This window comes from Caballeronia sp. GAWG2-1, assembly GCF_023631405.1.
In the GTDB taxonomy this organism is placed as follows: domain Bacteria; phylum Pseudomonadota; class Gammaproteobacteria; order Burkholderiales; family Burkholderiaceae; genus Caballeronia.
Map to the genome: position 1 here is coordinate 17,130 of NZ_JALQDD010000047.1, position 25,338 is coordinate 42,467.

Below are 25,338 nucleotides of genomic sequence, written 5' to 3' on the forward strand. Positions count from 1 at the left end.
AAGTGCGCGAAAGACTTCAGTCGAACCCGCCTTCGGGCACGCCCTTCATGGACATGAACAGCATCCGCAACTCGCTGCCGATGCCATGAAAATGGCAGAGGAACGTGTTCTGGTCTGCGTAATACCAAGGCGTATTCAGTTCACGGAAACTGACCAGTTCGGTCGATTCCCGCACTGGCAAGACGCCGTTCGCTTCCAGTTCGAACATGAAGTGCGCCTGATCGCCATGATTGGAAAAGGTCCAGCTTAGATCGTCCAGTCCGCGGATACGGTCGAGCGTGCCCTGCAGCACGCGCGCGTTGACGTCGGTATTGCGAAAGCCCATGACGCCGGAGTTGAAAGGCCAGCCGGCGATATCCGCGCTCAGCACGCGCTCGCGTCCGTCCATGAAGTCTTCGAGCTTGACGGTGCGATTGGTCGCGAGAATATCGGCATCGATCCAGAAGACCCAGTCGTGATGCGGCAAGTACTTGCTGAGCAGAAATGGCTTGGCCCAGTTGCCACACGCTTCGCGAGCAAAGTCGGCCGGCACCTCGCGATGCATGTACAAGGTGTAGCCGTGCTGTTCGCAGTAATCACGCAGGCTCGCTTCGCCAAAACATGCGTAATTCGCTATGTTCGGTGTGTAGAGCATGACCACGGCGATACGCTGGCCTGGCTGATAGATCGATAGCGCTTCAGACGACACGCCTTCGGGCGGCGCTATTTCGAAGAACCGCTGTGCGCTAGCGTGACACGCGTTCACATGCCGAGCGAGCGTCGTTCCCCAACGCGGCCCGTACTTGCTATAAAGGCGCGGGGTGAAGACAAGCGACAACGCCACGATCGGGGAAGCGTTCAACTCGGGAAACTGAGTCGAACACGCCGAGACGATCGGGAATCTTTCGTTGACGCTATCGGCTTCGCTCTGTACGGGCAGCGCTTCGAGCAACTGATCTTCCGTGACGAACTGGCCATAGTCGTAATACGCCCGAACCTTCGCGGCCATGCTCCTTGCAATGACGCGATTGCCTTCGGTATTTCTCAGCACCACTATCTCGCTGTTGATGCCGAAATGGCCTGTCGTCACGAGGGCATCGCGTCCGGCCATCATCGATTCGAAATCGTCGAAGCGCAAGAAGAGCGCGTTCTCGGTAGCGAAGATCAAGAGCTCGTTATCGGCTGCGCGGACCATGAGATCGCACAGCAACTGATATTTATAAACGATCCTCAGTTCAAGCGATGCAGCTCCCGCCGCGACCGGCTCGAAGCGGTGACGAGCACCCGCGCGACGGCAATATTTCGCGTGATTGACGAGCGATTCGTGAGCGTTACGATTGAAGAAACAACTGACCAGCGTGACCATGATTGCTAAACCAGCGTAAATGAAAATGAAGGCATGAGCATAGCCAACCGTCGGGTCGAAATTGCAAATTATTGAGCGAGCCGCGTGCTTCAAATAAAGTGTAGGACGCGTGCGAATACATGCCCTCCTTTCATGCGCCATAAATCACTAGCCGCGGCGACGCATGCACGGTTATCCTCGCAGAACGACCTCGGCTAAACGCTCAGGAGAACGCTCTCCATGCCCGATACCATCGACGTTCTTATCGCCGGCGCGGGACCTGTCGGTCTCCTCTTTGCAACCGAACTGCGCCGCGACGGCATCGACGCGCGAGTGATCGACGCGCGCGCCAACCGCGCGTTCTTCGTAAAGGCGCTGGGCGTGACCGCGCGCACGCTCGAAGTCTTCGACGATCTGGGCATCGCGCGTGAAGCCATCGATGCGGGTGTCTGGCTCACTGGCGCCGATACTTATAAGGACGGCACGCTAGCTTTCAGCGTCGAAGTGCCGCGCGAGGGTCTGCCTTATGGCGCACTCTCACTCGCGCAATATGAAACCGAGCGCATTCTGGAAGCGGCATTCGCGCGTATGGGCGGGCACGTGCACTACGGGACAACCCTCATCGATTTCGACGATACCGGCGACAGCGTCCTCGCTCGCATGCAAGACGCCGACGGCACCATGCGTGAAATCCGCTGCCGGTGGCTGGTCGGTTGCGACGGCGCACGGAGCACCGTGCGGCATCATCTGAACGTACCGTTCGAAGGCGGGCAGTATCCGCAGACGTTCATGCTCGCCGATCTCGATGTCGACTGGCACGTTCAGCGCGGACCGATGCTGCGTTTCAACCTGTCCGCAGTGGAAGGCGTTCGTGGTGCGACGACGATTGCCGCGCTGCCGGTGCGCGGTTCGGCCCGCCGTTATCGCCTCTCCATGATCCTCGGCGACGACGATGCCGCGCGCCTCGTCAATGAAACCGCGCCCGCGTTTGCCGACGTAGAACGCATCATGCTGCCGTTACTTCCGCCGGGAACGAGACTTTCGTCGATGCGGTGGTCGTCCGTGTACCGCGTGAGTCATCGCATTGCGCAAAAGTACACGAGCGGACGCGTGTTCCTTGCGGGCGATGCCGCGCACATTCATCCGCCCGTCGGTGGCCAGGGCATGAATACAGGCTTGCAGGATGCGCACAATCTCGCGTGGAAACTCGCGCTCGTGGCGCGCGGTATCGCGAACGAAACACTGTTGTCGAGCTACGAAGCCGAACGTCGGCCGGTCGGACTGGATGTGGTCGAAGCAACGAGCCGCGCCTTGAACACCGTGCTCGTGCATGGCGAAGTGCGGCCCGCGATGCGCGAAACACAGTTGCTCGTCGGATATCGCGGCAGTGCAATCGTGGCGGATGCAAACGACGAGATCAGCGCGCAGATTGCGCCCGGCTTTCCCGCGCCTGGGGATCGCGTACCGGAATGCGGCGGGCTCGCTGAAGCGTTCGTCGGGCATGCCGTGCGACTGCGCGACCATATCGGTCGCGGGCGGCATACGCTCGTCGGGTATCTGGATCGCGACATGAACGGCGACTCACGCGAATCGTTCGACGCAGCGTTTCAAGCGTGGCGCGATATGCTGGGTGACGCAGGCAATGCGGTGCTGATTACGGCGGGAAAATCGCCTGAATGCAGCGAGACGTACGCCGTTCTCGCAGATGCGGCGGGTGAATTCGCGGCTTTTTTCGGCGCGCGCAGCGGCATGATCTGGGCCCTGCGTCCGGATGGTCACATCGGTTTCAGAGGCGCTAGCGCGACGACGCTTGAATCATGGCTCACCACAACGCTCGGAAGCCCGCAGCGCGCGTGAATTCGCCTCCGCAAACGTTTTACAGTGCCGAGGACAGCTTCCAAAGGCACCGCGTCGAGCCATCGACTCAATGCAAGAACATTCGGTAAAGCGTCATCTGGGCAAAAGCCGCTTATAGCCGCTATGCTGCCAATGCAAACAATGCGCATTTAACTCCACCTGATGACTACTACTTCGATCAAAAGACGATCTCGCAAGTTAGCTGCCTGGACGATTGCTGGCGCTGCCCTTGCGGGCACGGTCACAAGCGCACAAGCTCAGGAATTTTCGGTGCTCGCCGGGCCGCTCAAGAGCAGCAGCCAGAACAGCTATTCATGGGAAGCGAACTATCGGGAAGGCCTTGGACGCTATGCGGCCTGGAGTTTTTCGTGGCTCAACGAAGGCCACATTCCCGATCATCATCGCGATGGTCAGGCCGTGCAGTTGTGGGGCCGTTTGCCGCTCTGGAACAACCGGCTCGAACTTTCCGCGGGCGCCGGTCCCTACCGTTACTTCGATACGAGCCAAGCGGAAGCCGGCAGCGGCTATTCGAATTCGCACGGTTGGGGCGGCATGTTCACGTTGCGCGCCGCGTACTACTTCGATAACCGGTGGATCGCGGAGATGAAGCTCAACCGCGTGCAGGCGTTCGGCGGTCCGGACACGACCGCGCTTCTGTTCGGTATCGGCTACCAGCTCGACGCGCCGGATGGTCGCGGTCCGCGCGCCTACGCGCCGTCGCGCAGCACGAACGTCACCAATAACGAAGTTACGGTCATGCTCGGGCGCACGATCCTCAACAGTCTAGACTCGGAATCGAATCTCTCGGAGAGCGTCGAGTACAGGCGCGGACTGTGGCATTACGTCGACTTCACCGCGTCGTATCTGCACGAAGGCGGTCACGTGCAGTCGCGTCGCGATGGCATTGCGGCACAGCTTTGGGCCACGCGCGCATTCTTCAACGACAGACTCACGCTCGGCGTGGGCGCGGGTCCTTATTTGTCGATCACGCAGAACGACGATTTGCCGCAAAACCGCACGGGCGATGGCCGTTTCGCGGGAGTGGTGTCGGCATCGGCGAGTTATCGCTTTACCGACCGATGGCTCGCGCGGCTGACATGGAATCGCATGGTCACGCGTTATGACCGCGATTCGGACATCATCGAAGCGGGTATCGGCATGCGCTTCTGACATGGCGCAAACGCAAGGCGGGCGGGTCCGGCGATTGCGGCGTAGCTGCCGTCATTCGCAAGTGGACCTGTCCCCATGCCTGAAATGCGCTCCCGTGTTCTCCTGGTCTCGCCACATCTCGACGACGCCGTCTTCGGTTGCGGCGCCCTGCTCGCTGCATCCGACGAGACTATCGTCTGCAATGTCTTCACCGGTAGCCCGGAAGAAGATTTGACGACGGACTGGGACCTGCATTGCGGTTTCAGTAGCGCTCACGAAGCGATGCGCTCACGCATCGACGAGGACGAGCGGGCGCTCGGATTGCTAAGCGCGCGTTCAGTCAATCTCGGCTTTCTCGATTCGCAATATGTGCCGCATGCGCCGGAGTCGGCAAAACCGACGCGCGCGGCGATTCGCGATGCACTGCTGCATGTGGTGCGCGAATATCGCCCTGATCTTCTGCTGATTCCACTCGGCCTGTTTCATTCGGACCATGCGCTCACGCACTTTGCCGCTTGCGATGCATGGCTCGAATATCCCGCGCTCGCCTGCATCGGCTATGAGGAAGGGTTATATCGGCGAATGCGCGGTCTGGTGCAGCGGCGTCTCGTCGATCTGCACGGCATCGGCATCGATGCAACGCCTTATGAAGCCGCGACGACGAATCCCGCGGATGCCGAACGCGCGCATGCAGCCAAGAGAAACGCCGTGCAGGCTTATACGAGCCAACTGAAGGCCTTCGGCCCCGGCGGCTATGACGACGTTTTTCTTTCTGAGCGCTACTGGACGCTCGAACGCTGCGAGGATGGCCGATGAGCGCGCACGACGTTTTGTCCGTACGCCTTAGCGTTGTCGTCCTTACCTATAATCGTGCCGATGTCGTACTGCGCACGATCGCAAAACTTGCCGCCCTGCCCGATCCCGTTCGTATCGTGGTGGTCGACAATGCCTCCTCCGATAATACGGCCCGCCGTATTGCAGAAAAATTTCCCTCGGTCGATCTCGTGATTGCGCCCGATAACATGGGCGCGGCTGGACGCAATCTCGGCGTGGCGCGTGTACGGACAAAATACGTTGCCTTCTGCGATGACGACACCTGGTGGCAAGCTGGCTCGCTTTCGCGCGCAGTACAGATACTCGATGCGTCGCCTCGCGTGGCTGTTTTAAGCGCTCGCGTGGTCGTCGGGGATGCCGAATCGACGGACGAAACCTGCGAGCGCATGCGCGTGAGTCCGCTCGGGTCGCATGGGCTGCCGGGGCCTGCGCTGATCGGCTTCATGGCGGGTGCGAGCGTATTCCGCACAAGCGTCTACCGCGAAATGGGCGGATATGAGCCGAAGCTTTTCATTGGCGGCGAAGAGTCGCTTCTGGCACTCGATATTCTGAGCAGCGGCCATGCGCTCGTCTATGCCGATGAGCTCGTGCTGCATCACCATCCATCGGAAATACGCGACAGTGCGCTGCGCAGGCGTCTCCTTGCGCGGAATGAGGCATGGGTCGCTTGGTTGCGCCTGCCGCTTGCCGAAGCGCTGCGTTCAAGTCTGAATGCCTTCTTCATCATGCGGCGTGAACGCACGCTCTTACGCGATTCGCTCGCAATGTTGCGCGGTTTGCCGTGGGCGTTGTCGAAACGGCGTGTGGTTGCACGCAGCGTCCTGCTGATGCGCGCAGTCGTCCGCGATGACGACCGGCGCCGCTCATCCACTGCCAGCGCGATATAGAAGCGCACCAGCACGGATTCGGCCGTGTGCGAACCCAAAACGAAATTGCTTTCGTCCGACAACGAACAAACGATTCTGCGTATTTCCATTTCAGTGGCACAACGAATGCTCTAACTCCACGACTCCGAAGGACTCGCACGATCAAGCGCGACGAGCCTACTTTGGACCTTCGTGATGGGGACGGGCACAGTGAAGATCGCACTAATCAGTGAACACGCTTCTCCACTCGCAGTGGCGGGCGGCGTCGATAGCGGCGGACAAAACATCTATGTCGCGCACGTAGCGCGGCAACTTGCACGCAGCGGTCATGAAGTCGATGTGTTCACGCGTCGCGATCGTTCTTTACTTCCGCTTGTCTCGCGCTTCGAAGGAATTCGCGTAATCAATGTTCCGGCAGGGCCGCCCGTGCAATTGCCCAAGGAGCAATTACTTCCGTTCATGGACGAATTCGCGCGCTTCATGATCGGGTTCTTCGAGAAAGAGGAAACGCCCTATCACGTGGTCCATGCAAACTTCTTCATGTCGGGACTCGTCGGCATGCGGATCAAGGCTGCACTCGGCACGCCGCTCGTCACCACGTTCCACGCGCTCGGTCGCGTGCGACGCATTCATCAAGGCGCAGGCGATGGCTTTCCCGACGAGCGCTTCGACATAGAAGATGCGCTCGTTCGCGAGTCGGATTCCGTTATCGCCGAATGTCCGCAAGATGCTGCCGATCTCATCGCGCTCTATCAGGCGGAGCGTCAGCGGATCGACCTCGTGCCATGCGGCTTCGACAGCGCGGAGTTTCATCCGATCAACAAGCATGAAGCGCGCGAGCGGCTCGGCTGGCCGCAGGACAAGTTCATTGCATTGCAACTCGGGCGCATGGTGCCGCGCAAGGGGATCGATAATGTCGTGCGCGGGATTGGCGTGTGCAATCGCGAGCTGAACGAAGACGCGCATCTTTACGTGATCGGCGGCAACTCGGATGAGGCCAACGAAATCGCGACACCGGAAATCGGCAGACTGCGCGGAATAGCCCGCGAATGCGGCGTGGAAGACCGCGTCAATTTTCTCGGACGTCATGGACGCCAGCGTTTGAAGGAGTTTTATAACGCGGCGGATGTCTTCGTCACGACGCCCTGGTACGAGCCCTTCGGCATTACCCCGCTCGAGGCCATGGCCTGTGGCACGCCTGTAATCGGCGCGGATGTGGGCGGCATTCGCTACTCGGTCGCTCATCGAGAGACTGGCCTGCTCGTTCCGCCGAAAGACCCGCATGCACTGGCGGCCGCGCTTGCCATGCTCAAGCGCGATCCCGCGCTCGCCGAAAGCATGGGCGCGGCGGGGTTGGAACGTGCACGCTCGATGTTCACATGGACCGGCGTCGCGCAAGCGCTCGAACGCGTCTACGCGCGCGTGGCGGAAGTGGAATTTTCGAACAATGTGCTCGATGAGCGCAGTGCTTACGGTGGCGCTTCCGCATGATGCCGACACTCCTTCGCCCTGCCGTGTTTCTGGATAAGGACGGCACCTTGCTCGACGACGTGCCTTACAACGTCGACCCGCTGAAGATGCGTCTTGCACCTGGCGCCGTCAATGCGCTCGCGCTCTTCGCACGCTTGGACGTACCGGTCGTCGTCATCAGCAATCAAAGCGGCGTGGCGCTTGGCAAGTTCGATGAAGCGGCGCTCGTCGATGTCGAACGCACGCTGCATGAATTTGCGGCGCGCGCAGGCGCGCGACTCGCTGGCGTGTATTTCTGCCCGCATCATCCACAAGGAACGGTGGCGAAATACCGGAAAATATGCGAATGCCGCAAGCCAGCGCCCGGCATGATCGAACGCGCGGCGCGTGACCTCGGTCTTGATCTTGCACGTAGCTGGTTCGTCGGAGACATACTCGACGATGTCGAAGCGGGTCATCGTGCAGGTTGCCGCGCCGTGCTTATCGACAATGGCAACGAGACGTTATGGCAGCGTGGCCCACTGCGCGAGCCCGACGCCATTGCGAAAGACATGCACGAAGCAGCGGGCATGATTGAATCGGCATGGCATGGGGAGCTTGCAGCGTGAAGCGCGAGCGAATCCCTGTCGTCGCCATCGCGCCTCACGCGCGCGCACCGGAGTCGCGTCCGCAAGGCGTCTGGGGCGAGAACGTCAAGCGCATCCTCTGCGTACGTACCGACAATCTCGGCGACGTGCTGATGACGACGCCTGCTCTGCACGCTCTCAAACATGCGTATCCCGGACGGCATCTGAGCTTGCTTGCATCGCGTTCGGGTGCGATGGCCGCGCGCTTCATCGAAGATATCGATGACGTGATCGAGTATGACGCGCCGTGGGTCAAGCATGACACGCCCATCGACGCGAGTCGCGATCTTGCGATGCTCGAACGCATTCGAACGCTCGGCTTCGATGCCGCCGTGATCTTCACGGTCTATAGCCAGAATCCTTTGCCTGCCGCAATGTTTTGTCATCTTGCGGGTATCCCTCGAAGGTTGGCGCATTGCCGCGAGAATCCCTACGGTTTGCTCACCGACTGGGTCGCCGAAACTGAACCGCAGAACGGCACACGTCACGAGGTCGAGCGTCAGCTTGCGTTGGTCGCTCAGGTAGGCGCACGCGCCGATGATAGACGCATGCGCTTCACGGTTCGCGACGGCGATGAGGCATCGCTTGCGCAGAAGCTCGATGCACGCGGCATCGATCCTCATGCGCCATTTTTCATGATGCATCCAGGTGCAACGGCAGCATCGCGTCGTTATCCGCCGGACCGCTTCGCGGAGGTCGCGCAAGCGCTCAACGCGCGCACGGGCTGGCCAGTCGTCGTCACGGGCTCGGCAAGCGAAGCGGAATTGTGTCGCGAGGTAAGCGGCGGTCACGGCGGCATCAGCGACCTGTCGGGCGCACTCGACCTCGGCGAACTGGCCGCTCTCGTGAAGCACGCACGCGTCCTTGTTTCAAACAATAGCGGTCCCGTTCATATTGCCTCTGCGCTCGGCACGCCTGTAGTCGATCTCTATGCACTCACCAATCCGCAACATACGCCATGGCAGACGCCGCATAGCGTGCTCAATCACGATGTGCCGTGCCGGTGGTGCTATCGCAGCATCTGTCCCGAAGGACATCATTTGTGCCTCCTCGGCGTGAGCGTAGATGAAGTAATCGACGCTGTCATGTTGCTTTGCGATGCCCGCGCAGACGCTGCCGCCCCTCTCTCGATCCATCCATAAGGTTCGCTTTCCATGTACACCCTCGGAATCAATGCGGTCTATCACGACAGCGCGGCTGCGCTGATCAAGGACGGTGTCGTTGTTGCGGCAGCGGAAGACGAACGCTTCACGCACGTCAAGCATGCGAAGCGTCCGGTGCCGTTTTCGACATGGCAATTGCCCTTCGACGCTATCGACTATTGCCTTAAAGAGGCTGGTATCGAACTGGCGGATGTCGATCATGTCGCCTATTCATACGACCCGCATTTGCTTTCCGCCATGCCACGGCAGCCTAAAGCGAGCATTGCGTTGCCGTTCATGCCGTCCGAGCATTCGAGCGGCAACCCATCCGAATCGCCTTGGGACCCGCTCTTTTTAAGCTATATCGTCAATGCGCGCGGTCAATTGGTGGATGGCGCGCCGCATCATCTGAAGAAGCGTTTCACAAGCGGCGGCCGCGCGCCGCGTTTCGACTGGCATTACGTCGATCATCATCTGTCGCATGAAGCGAGCGCGTTTCTCGCTGCGCCCTTCGAAGATACCGCCGTGCTTACCATGGACGGACGCGGTGAAGGCGTAACAACGAGTCTCGGGCAATTCGTCAACGGACAGTACGAGCGCGTCAAACAGGTGGAACTGCCGCATTCGCTTGGGCTGCTCTATGAGACCGTCACCGACTATTTGGGCTTTCTGCATTCCTCGGACGAATACAAGGTCATGGCGCTGGCTTCGTTCGGCAAGCCGGCTTACGTGGACCAGTTTCGCGAGATCGTGAAATATCGCCATGACGGCACTTATACCGTCGATGCCCCGCGCCTGGAAGAACGCTTCGGTCGGCGTCGTGAGCGCGGCGGTCCGCTCGATCAGCATCATTACGATATCGCGCACTCGTTGCAAATCGTGCTCGAAGACACGGCGCTCGAATTGGCAAAGTGGTTGCGCGAGCGAACTGGTTTATCGAAGCTCGCGATGGCAGGCGGCGTGGCACTCAATTGCGTGATGAACGCGCGTCTGCGCGACCGTGGCCCGTTCGAAGAGATCTGGGTGCAACCTGCGGCCGGCGATGCCGGTACCGCGCTGGGCGCGGCGCTTTGGACGGACTATCGCGAACGAGAGAAGCAAGGCGACCGCAGCCGCAAATGGCGCATGGATCACGCATATCTCGGCCCGCGTTATGACGACAATGAAGTCGAACAGTTTCTCAAGTGGGCCAAGGCGCCGTATCGGAAGCTCGATAACGTCGCGGGCGAAACAGCCGATCTGCTCGCGCGGAATCGCGTGATCGGTTGGTATCAGGGCCGCACGGAATTCGGACCGCGCGCACTCGGCGCACGTTCGATACTTGCATCGCCGATCGATCCGTCCATGCAAGCGAAGCTCAACGAGATCAAGGATCGTGAAGACTTCCGTCCTGTTGCGCCGGTGGTCATGGAAGAACACGCGGTCGACTGGTTCGTCGATGCATGCGTGGCGCCTTTCATGCTCTTCGTCTTCGACGTGCGCGAAGAGATGAAGCCGAAGATTCCGGCCGTGACGCATATCGATGGCACGGCGCGCGTACAGACCGTGAACCGCTCGCAACATCCGCTCTATTACGACCTGCTCGCCGCATTCAAGGCACGCACGGGCGTACCGGTGCTCGTCAACACGTCGTTCAACACGCGTGGCGAACCGATGGTCAACTCGCCGCGCGATGCGCTCGAATCTTTCTGGACGTCACCGCTGGATGCGCTTGTCATCGGTTCTTTCTTGATCGAAAAACCGGGAGCACACGCATGAGCACGGTTTCCGGCGGCTTTACCTTCGATGGCGCCGACGCTTTCGAAAGGAGCGAGAGCGCGGTAACGCCATCATCGTTCGCGTACGACGTGAGCGTAGTCGTGCCGACTTATCGTCGTCCCGACATGCTCGAACGATGCTTGCGCGCGGTGATGGCGCAGGACATGCGCGCATCGCGTTACGAGATCATCGTCTGCGACGACGGTCCCGATGATGCCACGCGCGCCAAGGTCATGGCGCTTGCGCGCGAATGCGAGACAACCGAGCCGCGCGGCCCGCGTATTCGCTATGTTCCCGTCACCGCGACGCAAGGGCCTGCGGGTGCGCGCAACGCGGGATGGCGTGCGGCGCAGTCACGTTTCATCGCATTCACCGATGACGACACCATCCCCGATGCGCAGTGGCTAAGTGCGGGCGTCGCCGCGCTCGATGCCGGCGCGGATGCGGTGTCGGGACGCATCGTCGTGCCGCTTCCCGCGCGGCCGACCGACTACGAGCAGGACGCGGCAGGTCTTTCGAGCGCAGAGTTCGCAACGGCCAATACCTTCGTCAAGCGCTCCGCGATGGACCGTATAGGCGGATTCGATGCGCGTTTTACATCTGCGTGGCGCGAAGATTCGGATCTGCAATTTCAACTCCTGCGCAGCGGCGCGCATATCGTCCGTTCGCACGATGCGATGGTGTTGCACCCCGTGCGCCCCGCACGTTGGGGCGTGAGCTTGTCGCAACAGAAGAAGAGTCAGTTCGATGCGTTGCTTTACAAGAAGCATCCTGCGTTGTTCAAATCGCGCATACGCAGCACGCCGCCCGTGTTGTATTACATGATCCTCGCGGTGGTCGTGGCGGCCATCGTCGCTTACGCACTGCGTTTCGACTCGCTCGCCATTGCCTGCGTGATTGCATGGCTCGCCATGAGCGGTTGGTTCTGTGTCAAGCGCCTGATGAAGACAGCGCTTACGCCATCGCACGTGCTCGAAATGGCGTGGACGTCGCTGTGGATTCCGTTTCTCTCGATCTACTGGCGGCTATACGGCGCCTTCAAATTTCGCGTGGTGTTCGTATGATCGAACGCATCGCTATTTTCAGGGCTTTGCAGCTTGGCGACATGCTCTGCTGCGTCCCCGCGTTGCGCGCGTTACGAGCTGCTCATCCGCGTGCGCATATCGTGCTGATAGGGCTACCGTGGGCAAGCAGTTTCGTGACGCGCTATCGTTCGCTGATCGATGAACTCGTTCCCTTTCCCGGCGCTGTCGGTTTTCCCGAGCAGGAAGAAACCGATGCGGGTTTGCCGTCATTCTGGAGCGCGATGCAGGAGCGCCGCTTCGATCTTGCGATTCAGCTGCATGGCAGCGGCGGTGTGGCGAACGATATCGTCGAACAAATGGGCGCGCGTTTGAACGCCGGCTATCTGAAGCCTGATGAAGCGATGCGCGAAGGCGTCTTCATTCCCTGGCCCGATACGCTACCCGAGATAGCACGCTATAACGCGCTGATGGATGCGCTCGGTATCGATGCAAGCCATACCGATCTCGACATCCCATTGAGCGACGAAGACATCCGAGAGTGCGCCTGGTTGCTCAATGCTTATGAACTCGATTCCACGCGACTCGTGCTCGTGCATGCGGGTTCGCAACTGCCTTCACGCCGCTGGCCCGCCGAACGCTTTGCGCAAGTGGCTTTATCGCTTGCCCATGCGGGTTGGCAGATCGCATTGACTGGCAGCGCGGGAGAAGCGCCGATCACGTCGCATATAGCGCGGGCACTGGAAGGCTGCGATGCAATCGACCTGACCGGAAAGACATCGCTAGGCGGCCTCGCCGCGCTCGTAGCGAAGGCGCAACTCGTTGTCTGCAACGACACCGGCATATCGCATATCGCGGCGGCAATGCGCACGAAAAGCGTCGTCATCGCGTCAGGTAGCGACACGCGCCGCTGGGCGCCGCTCGACCATCAACGTCATCGCGTGCTGGCGGATTATCCGTCCTGTCGTCCCTGCTCGTTTCGCGACTGCCCGTATGGGCATCCATGCGCGCTGAATATCAGTGTTGCACAGGTACTGGATGTCGCACATGCGCAGCTGCCCGAACCTCGATTTCATACGGCCCCGATCCATGCTCACTGCTGACAACCGACGCCTGCGTGTTCTGACATGGCACGTGCACGGCAACTACATGTACTACTTGAGTCAAGCGAAGCACGACTTCTATCTCGTCACGAAGCCCGGCCATCCTCCGGGCTACGCGGGCAAGGTCGGCGTCTTGCCGTGGGGCGACAATGTCCACGAAGTGCCTTATGACGAATTGGCTTCGCAAGATTTCGATGTCGTGCTCTTTCAGCATCGCACGCATTGGGACGACGACCGCTTGAACCTCTTGAGCAACGCACAACGCCGCTTGCCGCGCGTCTATATCGAGCATGATCCGCCGCAGGAAAATGCCTTCGAACAGCGGCATTGGGTGCAAGACCGCGACACCCTGCTCGTGCATGTGACCCACTTCAACCGCCTCATGTGGGACAGCGGCGAGACGCCGACGCAGGTGATCGAACATGGTGTTGTGGTGCCCGACAGCGTGCGCTATAGCGGCGAGAAAGAACGCGGCATTGTCATCATCAATCATCTGAAGCAGCGTGGACGCAGGCTCGGTCACGATGTATTCACCGAAGCCGCGCGGCGTGTGCCGCTCGACCTAGTCGGCATGGATGCTCACGCAGCGGGAGGACTCGGCGAGATCGGCAATCTTGATCTCGCGTCTTTCAGCGCGCAATACCGTTTCTTTTTTAATCCGATTCGCTGGACGAGCCTCGGTCTCGCAATCGTCGAGGCGATGACGATAGGCATGCCTATTGTCGGCCTCGCGACGACCGAGCTTGCAACCGTCATTCGCAACGGCGAGAGCGGCTTCATCCATTCCGATACGGACCAGTTGATCGATGCCATGCATCACCTTCTACGCGATCCCGCCGAGGCCCGCCGGCTCGGTGAAGGTGCACGCAAGGTGGCATTGGAACGTTTTCATATCGATCGCTTCGCAGCCGAGTGGGAAGCCACGCTGCGTCACGTCTGCAGCTAAATATCATTTTAGAGAACAGCCATGAAGGAAGCCTTTCGCAAGCGCATTCTGGTCACGGGAGGTGCGGGGTTTCTCGGCTCGCATCTATGCGAACGCCTGCTCGCTCAAGGACACGATGTCTTGTGCGTCGACAATTTTTATACCGGCACGAAGGACAACATTGCGCATCTGCTGGACAGCGCGAATTTCGAACTGATGCGCCACGACGTGACGTTTCCGCTCTATGTGGAAGTGGACCAGATCTATAACCTCGCGTGCCCCGCTTCACCCATTCATTACCAGTACGATCCCGTTCAGACCACGAAGACGAGCGTGCATGGCGCGATCAACATGTTGGGTCTCGCCAAGCGTGTAAAGGCGCGCATCTTTCAGGCATCGACGAGTGAAGTGTACGGTGACGCACGCGTGCATCCGCAACAAGAAGCTTATTGGGGCAATGTAAATCCTATCGGTCCGCGTTCTTGCTATGACGAAGGCAAGCGTTGCGCCGAAACACTCTTCATGGATTATCGGCGGCAGCATGGCCTCAACATTAAGATCGCGAGAATCTTCAATACGTATGGGCCGCGCATGCATCCCACCGATGGCCGCGTGGTGTCCAACTTCATGATGCAGGCGCTCGCCAACGAGCCTATCACCGTTTATGGCGAAGGCACGCAGACGCGCTCCTTCTGTTATGTCGACGATATGGTCGACGCCTTCATCCGCCTCATGAACACGCCCGATGACGTCACGGGTCCAGTCAATCTAGGCAACCCGCACGAACTTTCGATGCTGGACATTGCTAAACGCATCATCGCGTTGACGGGTTCGAGTTCCGAGATCGTGTTTCATCCATTGCCGATGGATGATCCGTGGCATCGTCAACCGGATATCACGCAGGCGCGCACGCTGCTCGACTGGCAACCCGTGACGGAACTCGATGAAGGCTTGCAGCGCACGGCGCGGTACTTCCGCCAGATCACGGAGGCGCAACGCACGATGGCGACGTTGGCCAGTTGAATGCGAGGTAGGACGAAGGCCGCTTTCAGAGAATCGAAGGCGGCCTTCGCTTTGAAGACAAGCGAAACGCAGGTCTTGCCTGCTTTACGGATGGGCTAATGCATCATCCCTTCTGGTTGCCATGTGGAACCGGTGCACTTATTACGATGCTCACGTTCGTCGACGCAGACGAACTACTCGACGCCTTCGCGCTGCCACCGGCCACCGACGCGTAAGCCAAGGCATCGCGCTTGATAGATTCCATTTTGAAACTCCCTTCGGTTAAACAAGTAAATGAAAGTGGCCCGCAAGTGAGCCGATCTGCCCCTTCCGCGAGGTTGGGGAGCGCACATCTTCACGTCGATCGCATTACTACTGGTAGTACATGGTCATTGTCATTGTCGTGTTGGCCGGACCGGGGGATAACGGACCTGTCCGGTAATAACGTGCGGTCATTGCGACGGTGTAACTCGAAGCGACTGCTCCGTTGAAACCATTCAAGGTAAGGTTCGTTCCAAACGGAATTGCCGCGCCCGCACTGTCGAATAGCTGAATGCCGACGCCTCCTGCCGAAGGCGTGCCGCTTAGTGCCGCAACATTGCTGAAGCCCGACACCGTCCCATTCGCCGGATCGATCCGGTATTGAACACTATGGATCATGCCCGCCGTAGTGCCCTCCACGGGCGTGCCTGCGGGACAGTTGTCAAAGCTCAGATTGAAAGATGCCGACTTGCGCGGTGCGGGTCCCAATGCCGGCAGGTCCGCGAGGGCTAGCGTGCCCATTGGCACCGTTACATCGGGTGTGCGGCATGTCAGAACGGTGATGATCACCGGCGTCATGTTGAAGTCGATCGAACCCGAAGCCGCGTTGTATCCAGGAGGACTTTTCCCGGCGGTCTCCCACGAGAACGCCCTCGCGATCAATCCGGAAACTGTACCCGGGGTAACGTCACCGATCTTCACGAGGGCCGCTATGAGCTGTCCGCCATTGTCCACCGGGCTACCGACATTGTTTCTCTCGTATCCTAAAACCGGAAAGTCCCACGGGCCGTATTGCGTTTTAGCGGCATAGACTGTTCCTCCAAGTGCGATCCCGATGCCAGGCACATTAGTCGCATAGACCGAAAATTCGACGCCATTGTAGGAGGCTTTGTAGCGGGTTGGCGCACCGGCGACGATACCTGCCAGCTCGAAATCGGTGCCGGTGTACCAGCCATCGGACACAGTGCAGGTCCAATAGTTTGGAGTGGCGGCAGACACGGACCATGCACTCAGAAGCGATCCGTCGGGCAGGTCGCGCGCCACGGCTATCGTAGACGGAAAAGAAAGCGTGAATGCGCTGTAGTTGGAATGGCAAGACGCGCTGGCCCATGCGGCGGAAGGAATCATTCCGGCCAGCATAAGCCAGGCCGCTGCATGCCGTGCAACGGCACGGACGATTGTGTTTAAACGGTTCATCGAAGTTATGATCTCAAGTGATCTGTCGAGGATCATCGGCAGACTCCATCAGCTATGCTAAGTGAATTAGGCGTGCTGGCCAGCGGCAGTTTTGGCAACGCGTAGCGAACCACGCAACGCTGCTCGGGAGCGTCTCCCCATTTGACATTGAGCGTTCCCTCATCGCTCTTGAGTCCGGTGGCAATGATGCGGCTGCCCTGCGCCACGGTGCCCACGGTGTCGTCCTTGCCATCCGAAACTTGCGCGCCGAACGGAAGCGGCTTGCCGCTTGCCTGAAGAACATGCATCAGGGCGGGCTTGCCCATGTTCTCAGTGTCGAACTCGAGTTTCACCACGGCGCCCGCAGTCGGCGTAGCGCGTTGTACGGTCGACTTGAGTTGCACGTTGAGCGGTAGCCCTTTAGGATCGATCTCGACCTCGTTGTCGGAATAAGGCTGCACGCCGGAGACGATGGCGTGTCCCCATGGATCGACACGAAGACCTGCGCCATTCGCGAGCCGTGCACCCGCCGCGTCTTTCGCTTCGATGACGGCGACGGTGTCGCTCATGTTTGGCGCGAATGCCGCGCCGCCTTGCCAGGCCACCACGCCACCGGAAATGCCCGCGCCGTATTGCGAGTAGTCGCGTCCCTTGCTTGCATTGACCGACAGCGAGGAAAATGGCGATACATAGCCTAGATTTCCACCCACGCTGGCTGTATTGCCGCTCGTTCGATCGCCATCGCTGAACGACGCATTCATGCCATATGAAAGCGCGCTGTCCGAGCCAAGCGTGCCCGTCACCGATTCCTGAAGGCTGGAGTTGCCGTTGCCGGTGTCGTGCTGAAAGCTGGTCGACGACTGAGGAGCGTGCGAGCCCCAACCGAGCGGCACCATCGCCGTTAATATGAAGCGGTTATCCCATCGCTTGTTGTCCACCTGGTATTGACGGATGACCGACGCGCCGTAGGTCAGGCGCTTCCAGCTATTGTTGTAGCCGAGCTGAAACTGCGTATCGCGCGATGTCCGGTTCCAGTATGTCGTGAGCGAGCCCACCGCGTAGATGGCGCCAAAGCGTCCGCTATCGCCTAGTCCTTGATTCAGCGTGAACTGCAAGCGCGACTTTTGAGGAGCGGACATCGAACCGAGCTGATGATCGCTGATTAGTTGACGCGTCGTGGCCGCATCTGGCAGGCTCAGAAAACCGCCAGTCGAATATCGATAGGCCGCGATTGCAATGTTGGTGTTGGTCGGCTCGAACATTCGGGCATAGCTTAGGCGAACGCTCGTCCCATTCCGTGTTCCGAAGCCCTTGAAGCTCGCGCTCGATTCCGTCACGTCGAACCCGAATGCGCCGAATTTTGTATTGAGCGCCACGCCGGCGAGCGCGGAGAAATACATGTCCGCACCGGTGATACCGCCATACAGCGTCACACGGTTACTCATGCCGCGCTGAACCGTGAACTGAGATACGAACGGATGAATTCTCACGGCCGGGTCGCGATACTCGCCAATTGCCGCGCTATAGCGTGTTACACCGGGGCGCAGCGCGTTGACGGCAGCGGCATATGGAATCGAGGAAACGTGGGTCGTACCGTCCGCCTCCGTAACAAGTACCTCCAGATTTCCACCATAGCCCGTGGGGTAGAGATCGTCGATTTCGAACGCACCGGGCGCGACCGTCGTCTCGTAGATCACGTTGCCGTTCTGGCGAATCTGCACTTTCGCATTGCTGCTTGCAATGCCCCGAACGACTGGCGCATAGCCGCGCTGCGACTCGGGAACCATCCGGTCATCCGTGCCTAGCGTCACGCCTCGCACGCCGTAGCTGTCGAACAGCGCGCCGTCGGTGAAGGTGTCGCCTGCAATGAATTGGCTCTTGATGTCCTTGAACGCGCGCTGCACGTAAGTCTGCACGCTTTGATAATGCTGCCCGCCGAGATTCCCGCGCGTAAGGTTTCCCTGATAGCGAAAGCGCCACGGTCCGGCGTTGAGACCGGCGTTGACGCCGAGGTATTGCGTGTCGGTTCGGGCGCTTCCCGACTCGCTGTGATAAGCGTTTGCGGAATATTGAAGCAACGCGGCTGGCACGCCATCATCCCAATACTTCGGATCGACATAGCCACGCGCACGTTTGAGCATGACGATCTGCGGCACGCTTACATCGAGCCGCTGTTCGCCGCTGTCGAACGTTGCAGTCGCATTCTGTATCAAATCGGGAAGTTCAAGGCATTCCCCGCTGTCGTTCTCTAGCCTTGCGGATGCCTCGGACGAGAGCTTCCTCAGGTCCACGCCGGACTTTTCGAGCCATCCGGTCGTGACGCACGGATGCACTGTCCCGGTCCCGGGCGTGGATTCGCGTAGCTCGATATCGAGCTTGCCTTTCCAGACATCGTTCACGTAGAGGTCGGAGCGATAGGCGCCAGGCAATACGCGCTGTCCTTGGTTGAAGCGAGAGATGTCGACTTTCCCGCCGTCGCCCGTGTCGAGAAATTGCTCGTTGAATTCGACCGCTGCAACTTGCGCGGATGCACCCCACGCATGAGCGCTTACACCAATCGCCGCCAATGCCTGTATCGTACAGACACTTATTGGCTTGAGCCTCGGTTGAGGCTCATTGCTTTTATGTTTTCTTGCTTTCATTACGGATTCCGAAATTCCATCTCAAAGGCAAGCCTTACGCATGAGACCTGGCCTGCATCAACGCGTCCTGTCTGTATGATTGGCGTTTGGTTCGCTACAAAACCGCATTGCCGTTTGTGTGTCAGCAGCTTCGATATCTCCTGCTCACGGCTGCAAGTCGGCCTCACCCTCTTGTGGTCCGCCGTAATCGTTGATTGCTGTGTAGTGCAACTTCGCGCCTGGACCCAAAATGTCGCCGGTTAGCGCGAAGACTCGGGTCTCACCTGGACCAACCATCCCGCCCTCATCAAACACGGCGGTGCGCGCGCCGTCGGTTAGCGTGATTCGATCGAAAGAGACGAAGTACTGGCTGGGATTGAATGCCGCGATCTTGTTGGCGGCGTCGCTAGGATTAATGCTCCACACGATCTGTCCGGCCGCGCTTTCAGGCTGCCCCTTCAGTGCGCTTGGACGATAAAAGAACTTGATACGTGAGCGGAACGCAAGTTGTAGCTGATTCGCGTCCGCCTCATCACCCGTTGGTTTCGGCGGAACCTCCAGCACGTTCAAGTAAAGGATCGATTCCCTATCCGCGGGCAAAGGCTCGCCTGATGACATGATCCGCAAAGTCTGGGACTTGTCCGGATCGATCCGCATGATGGACGGCGTGATGGCGAACGGAACCTCGATGGTGTCAGGCGCGGTGTCCGGATTCCCCTTGTCGATCCACACCTTCACCAGGCCAGGGAGCTTGCCGTTGTTGGTCAACTTGACCGTGACCTCGGAGTCGCTCTGCTTATAGATGACGCGAGTTCCTGCAATAACCACCGATGCTTCGGCATCGTGCGTGCGCCCGAGCATCACCGTGCTCAGGGTTGCAATCGTGAGGATCTTTATCGCGAGTTTCATTGGCGTTGTGTCTCGTCGTCAAGATGTTGCAGTGAACGGCGGGCCGCGATGACATGACGATCTCCGTGGCCCGCGTGTCGCTTTACTGATAGTCGATGCTATAAACGACAGAAGAGTTGGCCGCACCGGCGGTTGTTACGCCAGTTGCGTAGTACTGAACGTTGTAGCTAAGCGTTGCCGAACCGGACGAGATGTCGGCAGCCTTCGAGTTTTGCAGATCGGTCGAGTAGCCCGCCTTGATTCGACTGCCATCCAGGTTCAACAACTGCATTTTGACGTTGCTGGCACCGCCAGCCGTGACGGTCAGTCGGCCGTCGGCGGGATCGACCGAGGTGCCCGCTTCGTAGAAGACCGCTGCCTTACTGGAACTCGTCACCGGCGTGCATCCCGTCAAAGCGATCTGATAGGACGTCGTTCCGGCTGTCTCGCCTGCGGCTTTCAGCGTACTGGTCGAGATCGTCGGCAGCTTGACCGTGAAGTCCTTGGCCGAAGTCCCATTGCCGTTGATGGCGCAGGTGGAGGCAGTCAGCGCGCCGTTGAACGTGATGGTTCCGTCAGATGCGAAAGCACTGCCGGTAAACACGGCAAAGACACCCGCGAAAAGCGTTGCGACAACAGATTTCTTCATTTGATAAATTCTCCACATCACTTGATTTTCTTGCGATATTGGTAGTACTACATAAACTGCCAGTTCGATTCCGAATGGATCGTTGGGTCATCTGGCCAACCCCGGCTCCTCCTCGATGTTGTAGAGATTCGCAGTTCCCTCTTCGCTCACGCGCCTAGTACGATGCCCATACCGACGCGCACGATGGTGCTATTGCCGCCCGCTGTCGAAACGCCAAGGTTGTAGTTCACCGTTCCCTTACGATTCCAGCTTGAAACGCCTATACCGAGCGCCGCCTGACCGCGATAGCTCGCCATGCCTGCATTGAACGTGGTCCGCCCCGGCAAATACGGCGTGGCAATGTTGAGTGCCGAAGCCGCTGCAATGCCGCGTCGCGCGGCGCGATCGACATCGTCGATACGACCGTTCACGCCGCCGAGGGCGTCGTTGAGTTGTCCAAGGTTGATTGCGTCGGTGCGCGTCGTTGCAGCCCCGACGTTCGTGATCTGGCGCTCGTGGCCCGTGCTGCCGACCGACACCGTGTTATCCCGGTCGGCTAGCGAATTCGCACCTATTGCCACGGCATTTTCGCCGCTTGCCATCGCGGAATCGCCAAAAGCGCTCGCATGTGCGCCAAGGGCGATTGCATCGTTGCCCACCGCTGCGGTTGCCGTCTTTTTGGTCGAAGGAGAGCCAATCAATGCCCGCACTGCAACGTGTGGCCCTTCTGCCAGTTCGGGTCGTTGCGCGGCATGGCTTACGTCTACGGCATTTGGCGGCGTTGAGTCAGGCCGCGAGGCAAGACTCGTTATGGGGCTTCTGGCCTCCTCCAAACGTACTGTTGGCTTTCGATCCAGGGAACGACTCACCACATCGCCGAGAACGATTTCCGGTTCATCCGCTCTCAACATGGTAGCGACGAGTCGACTCGTGGGATGGGTTGCGGCCGTGGTGACATTGCCGACGTCGGCCATCAAAGCTGGTGTCATCTGTGGCATCTGCGCAGCGCGCTGCTGTCCCAGTGCGTAAAGCGACGTTTCCGGCGCGTCGTGCCGCGTATGATCCAAGTGCGCGGCGATGTCATCAACCCGCGCGGTGACCATGCCGCTGCCCGAAACGACTGCGTGGTGACGATGCTTCCATGCGCCCTCAGCGTGATGCGCGACTCGCGGCGCAACCCGCCTCGTTCGGTTGGAATGCATCGGTGTCCCAACGCCTTGATGAACTCGCGCGTGGGCGGCGTGCCGCTTAGTGAATCTTTGCACATGGCCCGCAAGCTTGTCCGGTGGCGCGCGTCGTTTTGATGCGTCGTTCGATAAAGGCGTGGACGAACGCACGGTCATGTGCGTGTCGAATACCTTGCCGTAATCGGGGGTTTTATCAAGCCCATTGCTCACGAATGGTGCGGCGAAGAACACGGCATGTTGAGGCCGCGTATGCATCGTATTAGCCAGCAGCTCGTTGCTTGCCGTTGCATCGGATCTAATAGAGAAGCGTTGCGCGAATGATGAATCGTGCGGCCAGCCTTGCAAATGAAGCTTGGGGGAATCGAACGATCGAAGCGGCTCGGATGACTCGACTTGCAACACGCCTGAGCCGATGGCGCCTGCCTTCAACGATTTCGAATCGTCCATGCCCACCGACGAATAATCACCGCGCGTTCTGGCCGCTCTTGCGTTTTCGTGACCTGCGTCTCCACTGGCTTGCGCCGAAGCGTACGAAACCGTGCCGCCAAATCCCACGACGAGCAAAGCCTTCGCGGCACCGGTTAGCGCGCGCGGTTTGAAGAGCTTGACATTGCGCACTCTGCCCGTCTTGACGACACCCGCGGCATGCGCTGGTTCAACGTGGATCGATTCGCGGGATGACGTCACTCGTTTTCCTCATTAGATTTTGGTCGACTTCTCGAATGCACGCGGCATCCAACATGAAGGTGATTCGCATGACTGAAGCGTACAAATCCCGGACGCGACGAAGGTGATACTCCTTCATTACTTGTGCGTTTTTGGGGCAAGACATGCGAGCGATGTCGTTCGACGGGGACCCCCGATGTCGGATTTCTTTCGCGCGCGTTGAATATTTAGTGCATGGGCAGATCTGCGAAACCTACACTGCCTCTGCAGAGCAATTTCGAGCCATCACGGAAATTGGTCGCCGATGCTCTGTGATACTCAGTTATGCACATCCGCCTATTTACAAGGATATCTAACCATGCAAGCAAATTTCGACAGCCGTGCCTCGTTCTCGATGAACCTGCCGAGGTTTCCGTCCTCGACTACCGGTTTCGAACAGAACTCGTCTTTTTTGAGCAATCGGCCGCTTCAGATGATGTCCATGCCCTACGGTGGCATGTCGCTCAATCAGCCGTTCGACCAGTCTTTCAGTCAGCCCTTCAATCAGCCGGCCATGCCGCGTGCATTCGGTGGCAGCAGCATGTCCAGTTCGAACTTCAGTTATTCGACACAGCAGATGTCGCGCGGCCCGGACGGATTCAGCCAGTCGGCGACTTCGGCCAGCTACTCGTCGTTCGAGCGTCAGGGTCCTGGCCGGGACATGCAGTACAACAGCATGCTACCGAGCGGCTTTTCGAACCAGATGCGCGGCGACTTTCGTGATTCTTCGCAGCAGATGTCACGCGGCCCGGACGGATTCAGCCGGTCGGCGAGTTCGGCCAATTACTCGTACTTCGAGCGTGAGAGTCCGAGACAGGACATGCAATACAGCAGCATGCAATCGAGCAGCTATCTGAACCGGATGCGTGGGGACGCCTGTGACGGCGCGGCGGGTCAACAAAGCCAATGGTCGGACACGGGCGTACACGACGGCAAATCGTCCATCGACCTTGGTGACTACAAGCTGGACTTCGACAAATCCAAGTCCTCGATCAACCTTACCGATGAGAAGACGGGTAATCAAACCAAGGTCTGGGGCGATCCGCATATCGATCTCAATTCGGGTACACCGAACCAGACGAGCGGGATGTTCAATGGCTCGATCGACTTCAACTTGCCGGATCACACCCGCGTGAGCATCGGCACGACACCGGCTAACGGCAATTCGAACGTATCCTTCGCCGATAACGTGACGGTTACGCAGGGTAATCGGGCATATGTCGTCAAGGGGTTGAGCGAGCAAGACAGCGCCCCGCTCAGCGTGCAGCGCAGTCAGGACGGCTTCGCGCTGGCACAGCAGACTCCGCGCGATGGGATGAACCTCTTCGCGAGTTCGAGCGGCACGGGGTGGATCAATGCGCAGACGCATCAGGCGGTGACCGCATCGGACTTCAAGGCTTAAGTAGCCTTCCCGGCGCGCTTGCGCGTCGGCTGCCGGCGTCAGCGGAAGCTGCCGCCGGCGGCGGCGCTGGCATCACGCCAATTGATCGCGCACAGCGCGGCATGCGCGTCTCACTTTCGCTAACTGGACGGTTCTTTCGATACGGCTCGTCTGCTCGAGAGCCGCCACCTCACCGCTGACAACGCTGTGAGGTGGCGGCACATTAACGCTCGGCTACTCAGGCATCATCGCCCGAGGAAGTGTCTTCAGCTGCGTCATTGGGAGACGCCGCCGTCGACTGGTCAACGGAAGCTCCCGCATTCGAGCCACTTTCCGGCTGTGCTTGCGGTTGCGGTTGTGCTTGCGTCAGCGGTTGTGCTTGCGTCAGCGGTTGTGCTTGCGTCAGCGGTTGTGCTTGCGTCTGCGTCTGCGTCTGCGCTTGCGGTTGTGCTTGCGGTTGCGGTTGTGCTTGCGTCTGCTGCTCGTTCGCGCCCCGTCCGGGCGTCATGCCTGCGCCCCACATCCATTGATTTAAACTTGCACGATCAGCCGAAGTCATCGGACGAGATTGCGTGTTCGAGTTGCGACCCTCGCCGCCGATGGAACGGACAGTGGTTCCGGCGCTGTTCGTCTTTGTGACGTCACGGCCGCCGTCCGCGTTATAGTTCACAGCCGTGATCGTGCCGGAGTTTTCATTGCGGTCGAAGGCGACAGACGAGACGGCTCTACCGTTTGAGTCGTAGTCGAACTTTGCACCTACGTTACCCAGATCGTTGTACGCGTAGTCAGAATAACTGCCGTCCTTGTTCCGCATATTCGTGTTGACCACGCGGCCGGCCTGCGCGTCGTAGTTGTCTGTTCGAAATCCAGCGTCCAGGAGCGATTGTTTTTGCGTCAGTTGTCCGTCCGCGTTGTAGTGCTCTATTACGGGCTGACCATTGTTTGGCCTCATGACCTGACGGCTGCCGTCAGGCGCGTATTGAGTAATCAGGTCTGGACCAACGTGCGAGGCGTAGTGCTTGGAGGAAACAATGCGCCCGTTCGGGTCGAAGTGCTGCTCGTAGCCCACCAGGTTCATCGAGTCATATGCATAGCTCGTCGTGCTGCCGTCAGGCTCTTTGATGTCCTGATTCGTCAGCCGATTCGAGGCCGGGTCGAAGTAGGTCCGCTGATTGCCCAATGCGGTATCTGCGCCGACGGGCTGCGGCGGCACGATCTTCGACGCACGCTCGCCATGTTCCTTCAATGCTTGCTGTTCCGCTGCGCTGAACGTCGCGGGTTGTGCCGTGGACCGTTGACCGTCATTGGTCGCGCTCATGCGCGTTGCTTTCCCGCCCGCGTCGATCGTATCCAACGTACGGCTACCGTCCTCGTTGAAATGAGTGTGTGACGACACCTTGCCCGAGCCCGAGT

Annotated in this window: 20 protein-coding genes; 13 read left to right on the forward strand and 7 right to left on the reverse strand. The window is 59.3% G+C overall.

The window, feature by feature from the left end:
- Positions 1–16: 16 nt before the first annotated feature.
- Positions 17–1,345 carry a glycosyltransferase family protein gene (locus NCR98_RS32680; RefSeq protein WP_250528527.1) on the reverse strand — a complete coding sequence of 443 codons (1,329 nt, stop codon included), beginning with the start codon at positions 1,343–1,345 and terminating at the stop codon, positions 17–19.
- A 219-nt stretch (positions 1,346–1,564) separates the two neighbouring features.
- Here NCR98_RS32680 and NCR98_RS32685 point away from each other — a divergent pair, with 219 nt between their 5' ends.
- From NCR98_RS32685 to NCR98_RS32740, 12 genes are all read left to right on the forward strand, one after another.
- Positions 1,565–3,181, forward strand: coding sequence for an FAD-dependent monooxygenase (locus tag NCR98_RS32685; protein WP_250528528.1), 1,617 nt, complete (start codon positions 1,565–1,567; stop codon positions 3,179–3,181).
- 162 nt (positions 3,182–3,343) lie between these two features.
- The gene (locus tag NCR98_RS32690; RefSeq protein ID WP_250528529.1) at positions 3,344–4,351 is read left to right on the forward strand and encodes a hypothetical protein; all 1,008 of its coding nucleotides are present in this window, start codon (positions 3,344–3,346) and stop codon (positions 4,349–4,351) included.
- A 75-nt stretch (positions 4,352–4,426) separates the two neighbouring features.
- Positions 4,427–5,146: a PIG-L deacetylase family protein gene (locus NCR98_RS32695; protein ID WP_250528530.1), complete on the forward strand. Its 720-nt coding sequence runs from the start codon at positions 4,427–4,429 to the stop codon at positions 5,144–5,146.
- Entirely contained in the window at positions 5,143–6,051 is a 909-nt protein-coding gene (locus tag NCR98_RS32700; RefSeq protein WP_250528531.1) for a glycosyltransferase family 2 protein, read from the forward strand. Before NCR98_RS32695 ends, NCR98_RS32700 begins: the two co-directional genes overlap by 4 nt.
- Before the next feature lie 189 nt (positions 6,052–6,240).
- Positions 6,241–7,521 carry a glycosyltransferase family 4 protein gene (locus tag NCR98_RS32705; protein ID WP_250528532.1) on the forward strand — a complete coding sequence of 427 codons (1,281 nt, stop codon included), beginning with the start codon at positions 6,241–6,243 and terminating at the stop codon, positions 7,519–7,521.
- Entirely contained in the window at positions 7,521–8,108 is a 588-nt protein-coding gene (locus NCR98_RS32710; protein WP_250528544.1) for a D-glycero-alpha-D-manno-heptose-1,7-bisphosphate 7-phosphatase, read from the forward strand. Before NCR98_RS32705 ends, NCR98_RS32710 begins: the two co-directional genes overlap by 1 nt.
- Positions 8,105–9,268: a lipopolysaccharide heptosyltransferase II gene (gene waaF / locus NCR98_RS32715; protein ID WP_250528533.1), complete on the forward strand. Its 1,164-nt coding sequence runs from the start codon at positions 8,105–8,107 to the stop codon at positions 9,266–9,268. The genes NCR98_RS32710 and waaF overlap by 4 nt, the downstream gene beginning before the upstream one ends.
- Before the next feature lie 12 nt (positions 9,269–9,280).
- Positions 9,281–11,026 carry a carbamoyltransferase family protein gene (locus NCR98_RS32720; protein WP_250528534.1) on the forward strand — a complete coding sequence of 582 codons (1,746 nt, stop codon included), beginning with the start codon at positions 9,281–9,283 and terminating at the stop codon, positions 11,024–11,026.
- A complete protein-coding gene (locus NCR98_RS32725) occupies positions 11,023–12,090 on the forward strand; it encodes a glycosyltransferase family 2 protein (protein WP_250528535.1) in 1,068 nt (355 codons plus the stop codon). Before NCR98_RS32720 ends, NCR98_RS32725 begins: the two co-directional genes overlap by 4 nt.
- A complete protein-coding gene (locus tag NCR98_RS32730; RefSeq protein WP_250528536.1) occupies positions 12,087–13,151 on the forward strand; it encodes a glycosyltransferase family 9 protein in 1,065 nt (354 codons plus the stop codon). The genes NCR98_RS32725 and NCR98_RS32730 overlap by 4 nt, the downstream gene beginning before the upstream one ends.
- Positions 13,138–14,097 (forward strand): glycosyltransferase family 4 protein, encoded by a 960-nt coding sequence (locus NCR98_RS32735; protein WP_250528537.1) that lies wholly within the window; start codon positions 13,138–13,140, stop codon positions 14,095–14,097. The genes NCR98_RS32730 and NCR98_RS32735 overlap by 14 nt, the downstream gene beginning before the upstream one ends.
- A gap of 21 nt (positions 14,098–14,118) precedes the next feature.
- On the forward strand, positions 14,119–15,099 hold the full coding sequence (locus NCR98_RS32740; RefSeq protein ID WP_244828222.1) for a UDP-glucuronic acid decarboxylase family protein: 981 nt from the start codon (positions 14,119–14,121) through the stop codon (positions 15,097–15,099).
- Positions 15,100–15,450: 351 nt separating this feature from the next.
- Here NCR98_RS32740 and NCR98_RS32745 read toward each other — a convergent pair whose 3' ends face one another.
- The 5 genes from NCR98_RS32745 to NCR98_RS33610 all read right to left on the reverse strand — a co-directional run bounded on the left by NCR98_RS32745 (position 15,451) and on the right by NCR98_RS33610 (position 22,286).
- Positions 15,451–16,572 (reverse strand): fimbrial protein, encoded by a 1,122-nt coding sequence (locus NCR98_RS32745; protein WP_250528538.1) that lies wholly within the window; start codon positions 16,570–16,572, stop codon positions 15,451–15,453.
- Positions 16,569–19,082, reverse strand: coding sequence for a fimbria/pilus outer membrane usher protein (locus NCR98_RS32750; protein WP_250528539.1), 2,514 nt, complete (start codon positions 19,080–19,082; stop codon positions 16,569–16,571). Before NCR98_RS32750 ends, NCR98_RS32745 begins: the two co-directional genes overlap by 4 nt.
- A gap of 219 nt (positions 19,083–19,301) precedes the next feature.
- Positions 19,302–20,045, reverse strand: coding sequence for a fimbrial biogenesis chaperone (locus tag NCR98_RS32755; RefSeq protein ID WP_250528540.1), 744 nt, complete (start codon positions 20,043–20,045; stop codon positions 19,302–19,304).
- A gap of 82 nt (positions 20,046–20,127) precedes the next feature.
- Positions 20,128–20,673 (reverse strand): fimbrial protein, encoded by a 546-nt coding sequence (locus NCR98_RS32760; RefSeq protein ID WP_250510015.1) that lies wholly within the window; start codon positions 20,671–20,673, stop codon positions 20,128–20,130.
- A gap of 146 nt (positions 20,674–20,819) precedes the next feature.
- Positions 20,820–22,286 carry a YadA family autotransporter adhesin gene (locus tag NCR98_RS33610; protein ID WP_350029552.1) on the reverse strand — a complete coding sequence of 489 codons (1,467 nt, stop codon included), beginning with the start codon at positions 22,284–22,286 and terminating at the stop codon, positions 20,820–20,822.
- 577 nt (positions 22,287–22,863) lie between these two features.
- Between NCR98_RS33610 and NCR98_RS32770 the strand changes: the two genes are divergently transcribed.
- A complete protein-coding gene (locus tag NCR98_RS32770) occupies positions 22,864–23,946 on the forward strand; it encodes a DUF1521 domain-containing protein (protein WP_250528542.1) in 1,083 nt (360 codons plus the stop codon).
- A gap of 217 nt (positions 23,947–24,163) precedes the next feature.
- On the opposite strand, the gene NCR98_RS32775 is transcribed toward NCR98_RS32770, so the two are convergent.
- The coding region (locus NCR98_RS32775; protein ID WP_250528543.1) for a hypothetical protein at positions 24,164–25,338 on the reverse strand (1,175 nt) is incomplete at its 5' end.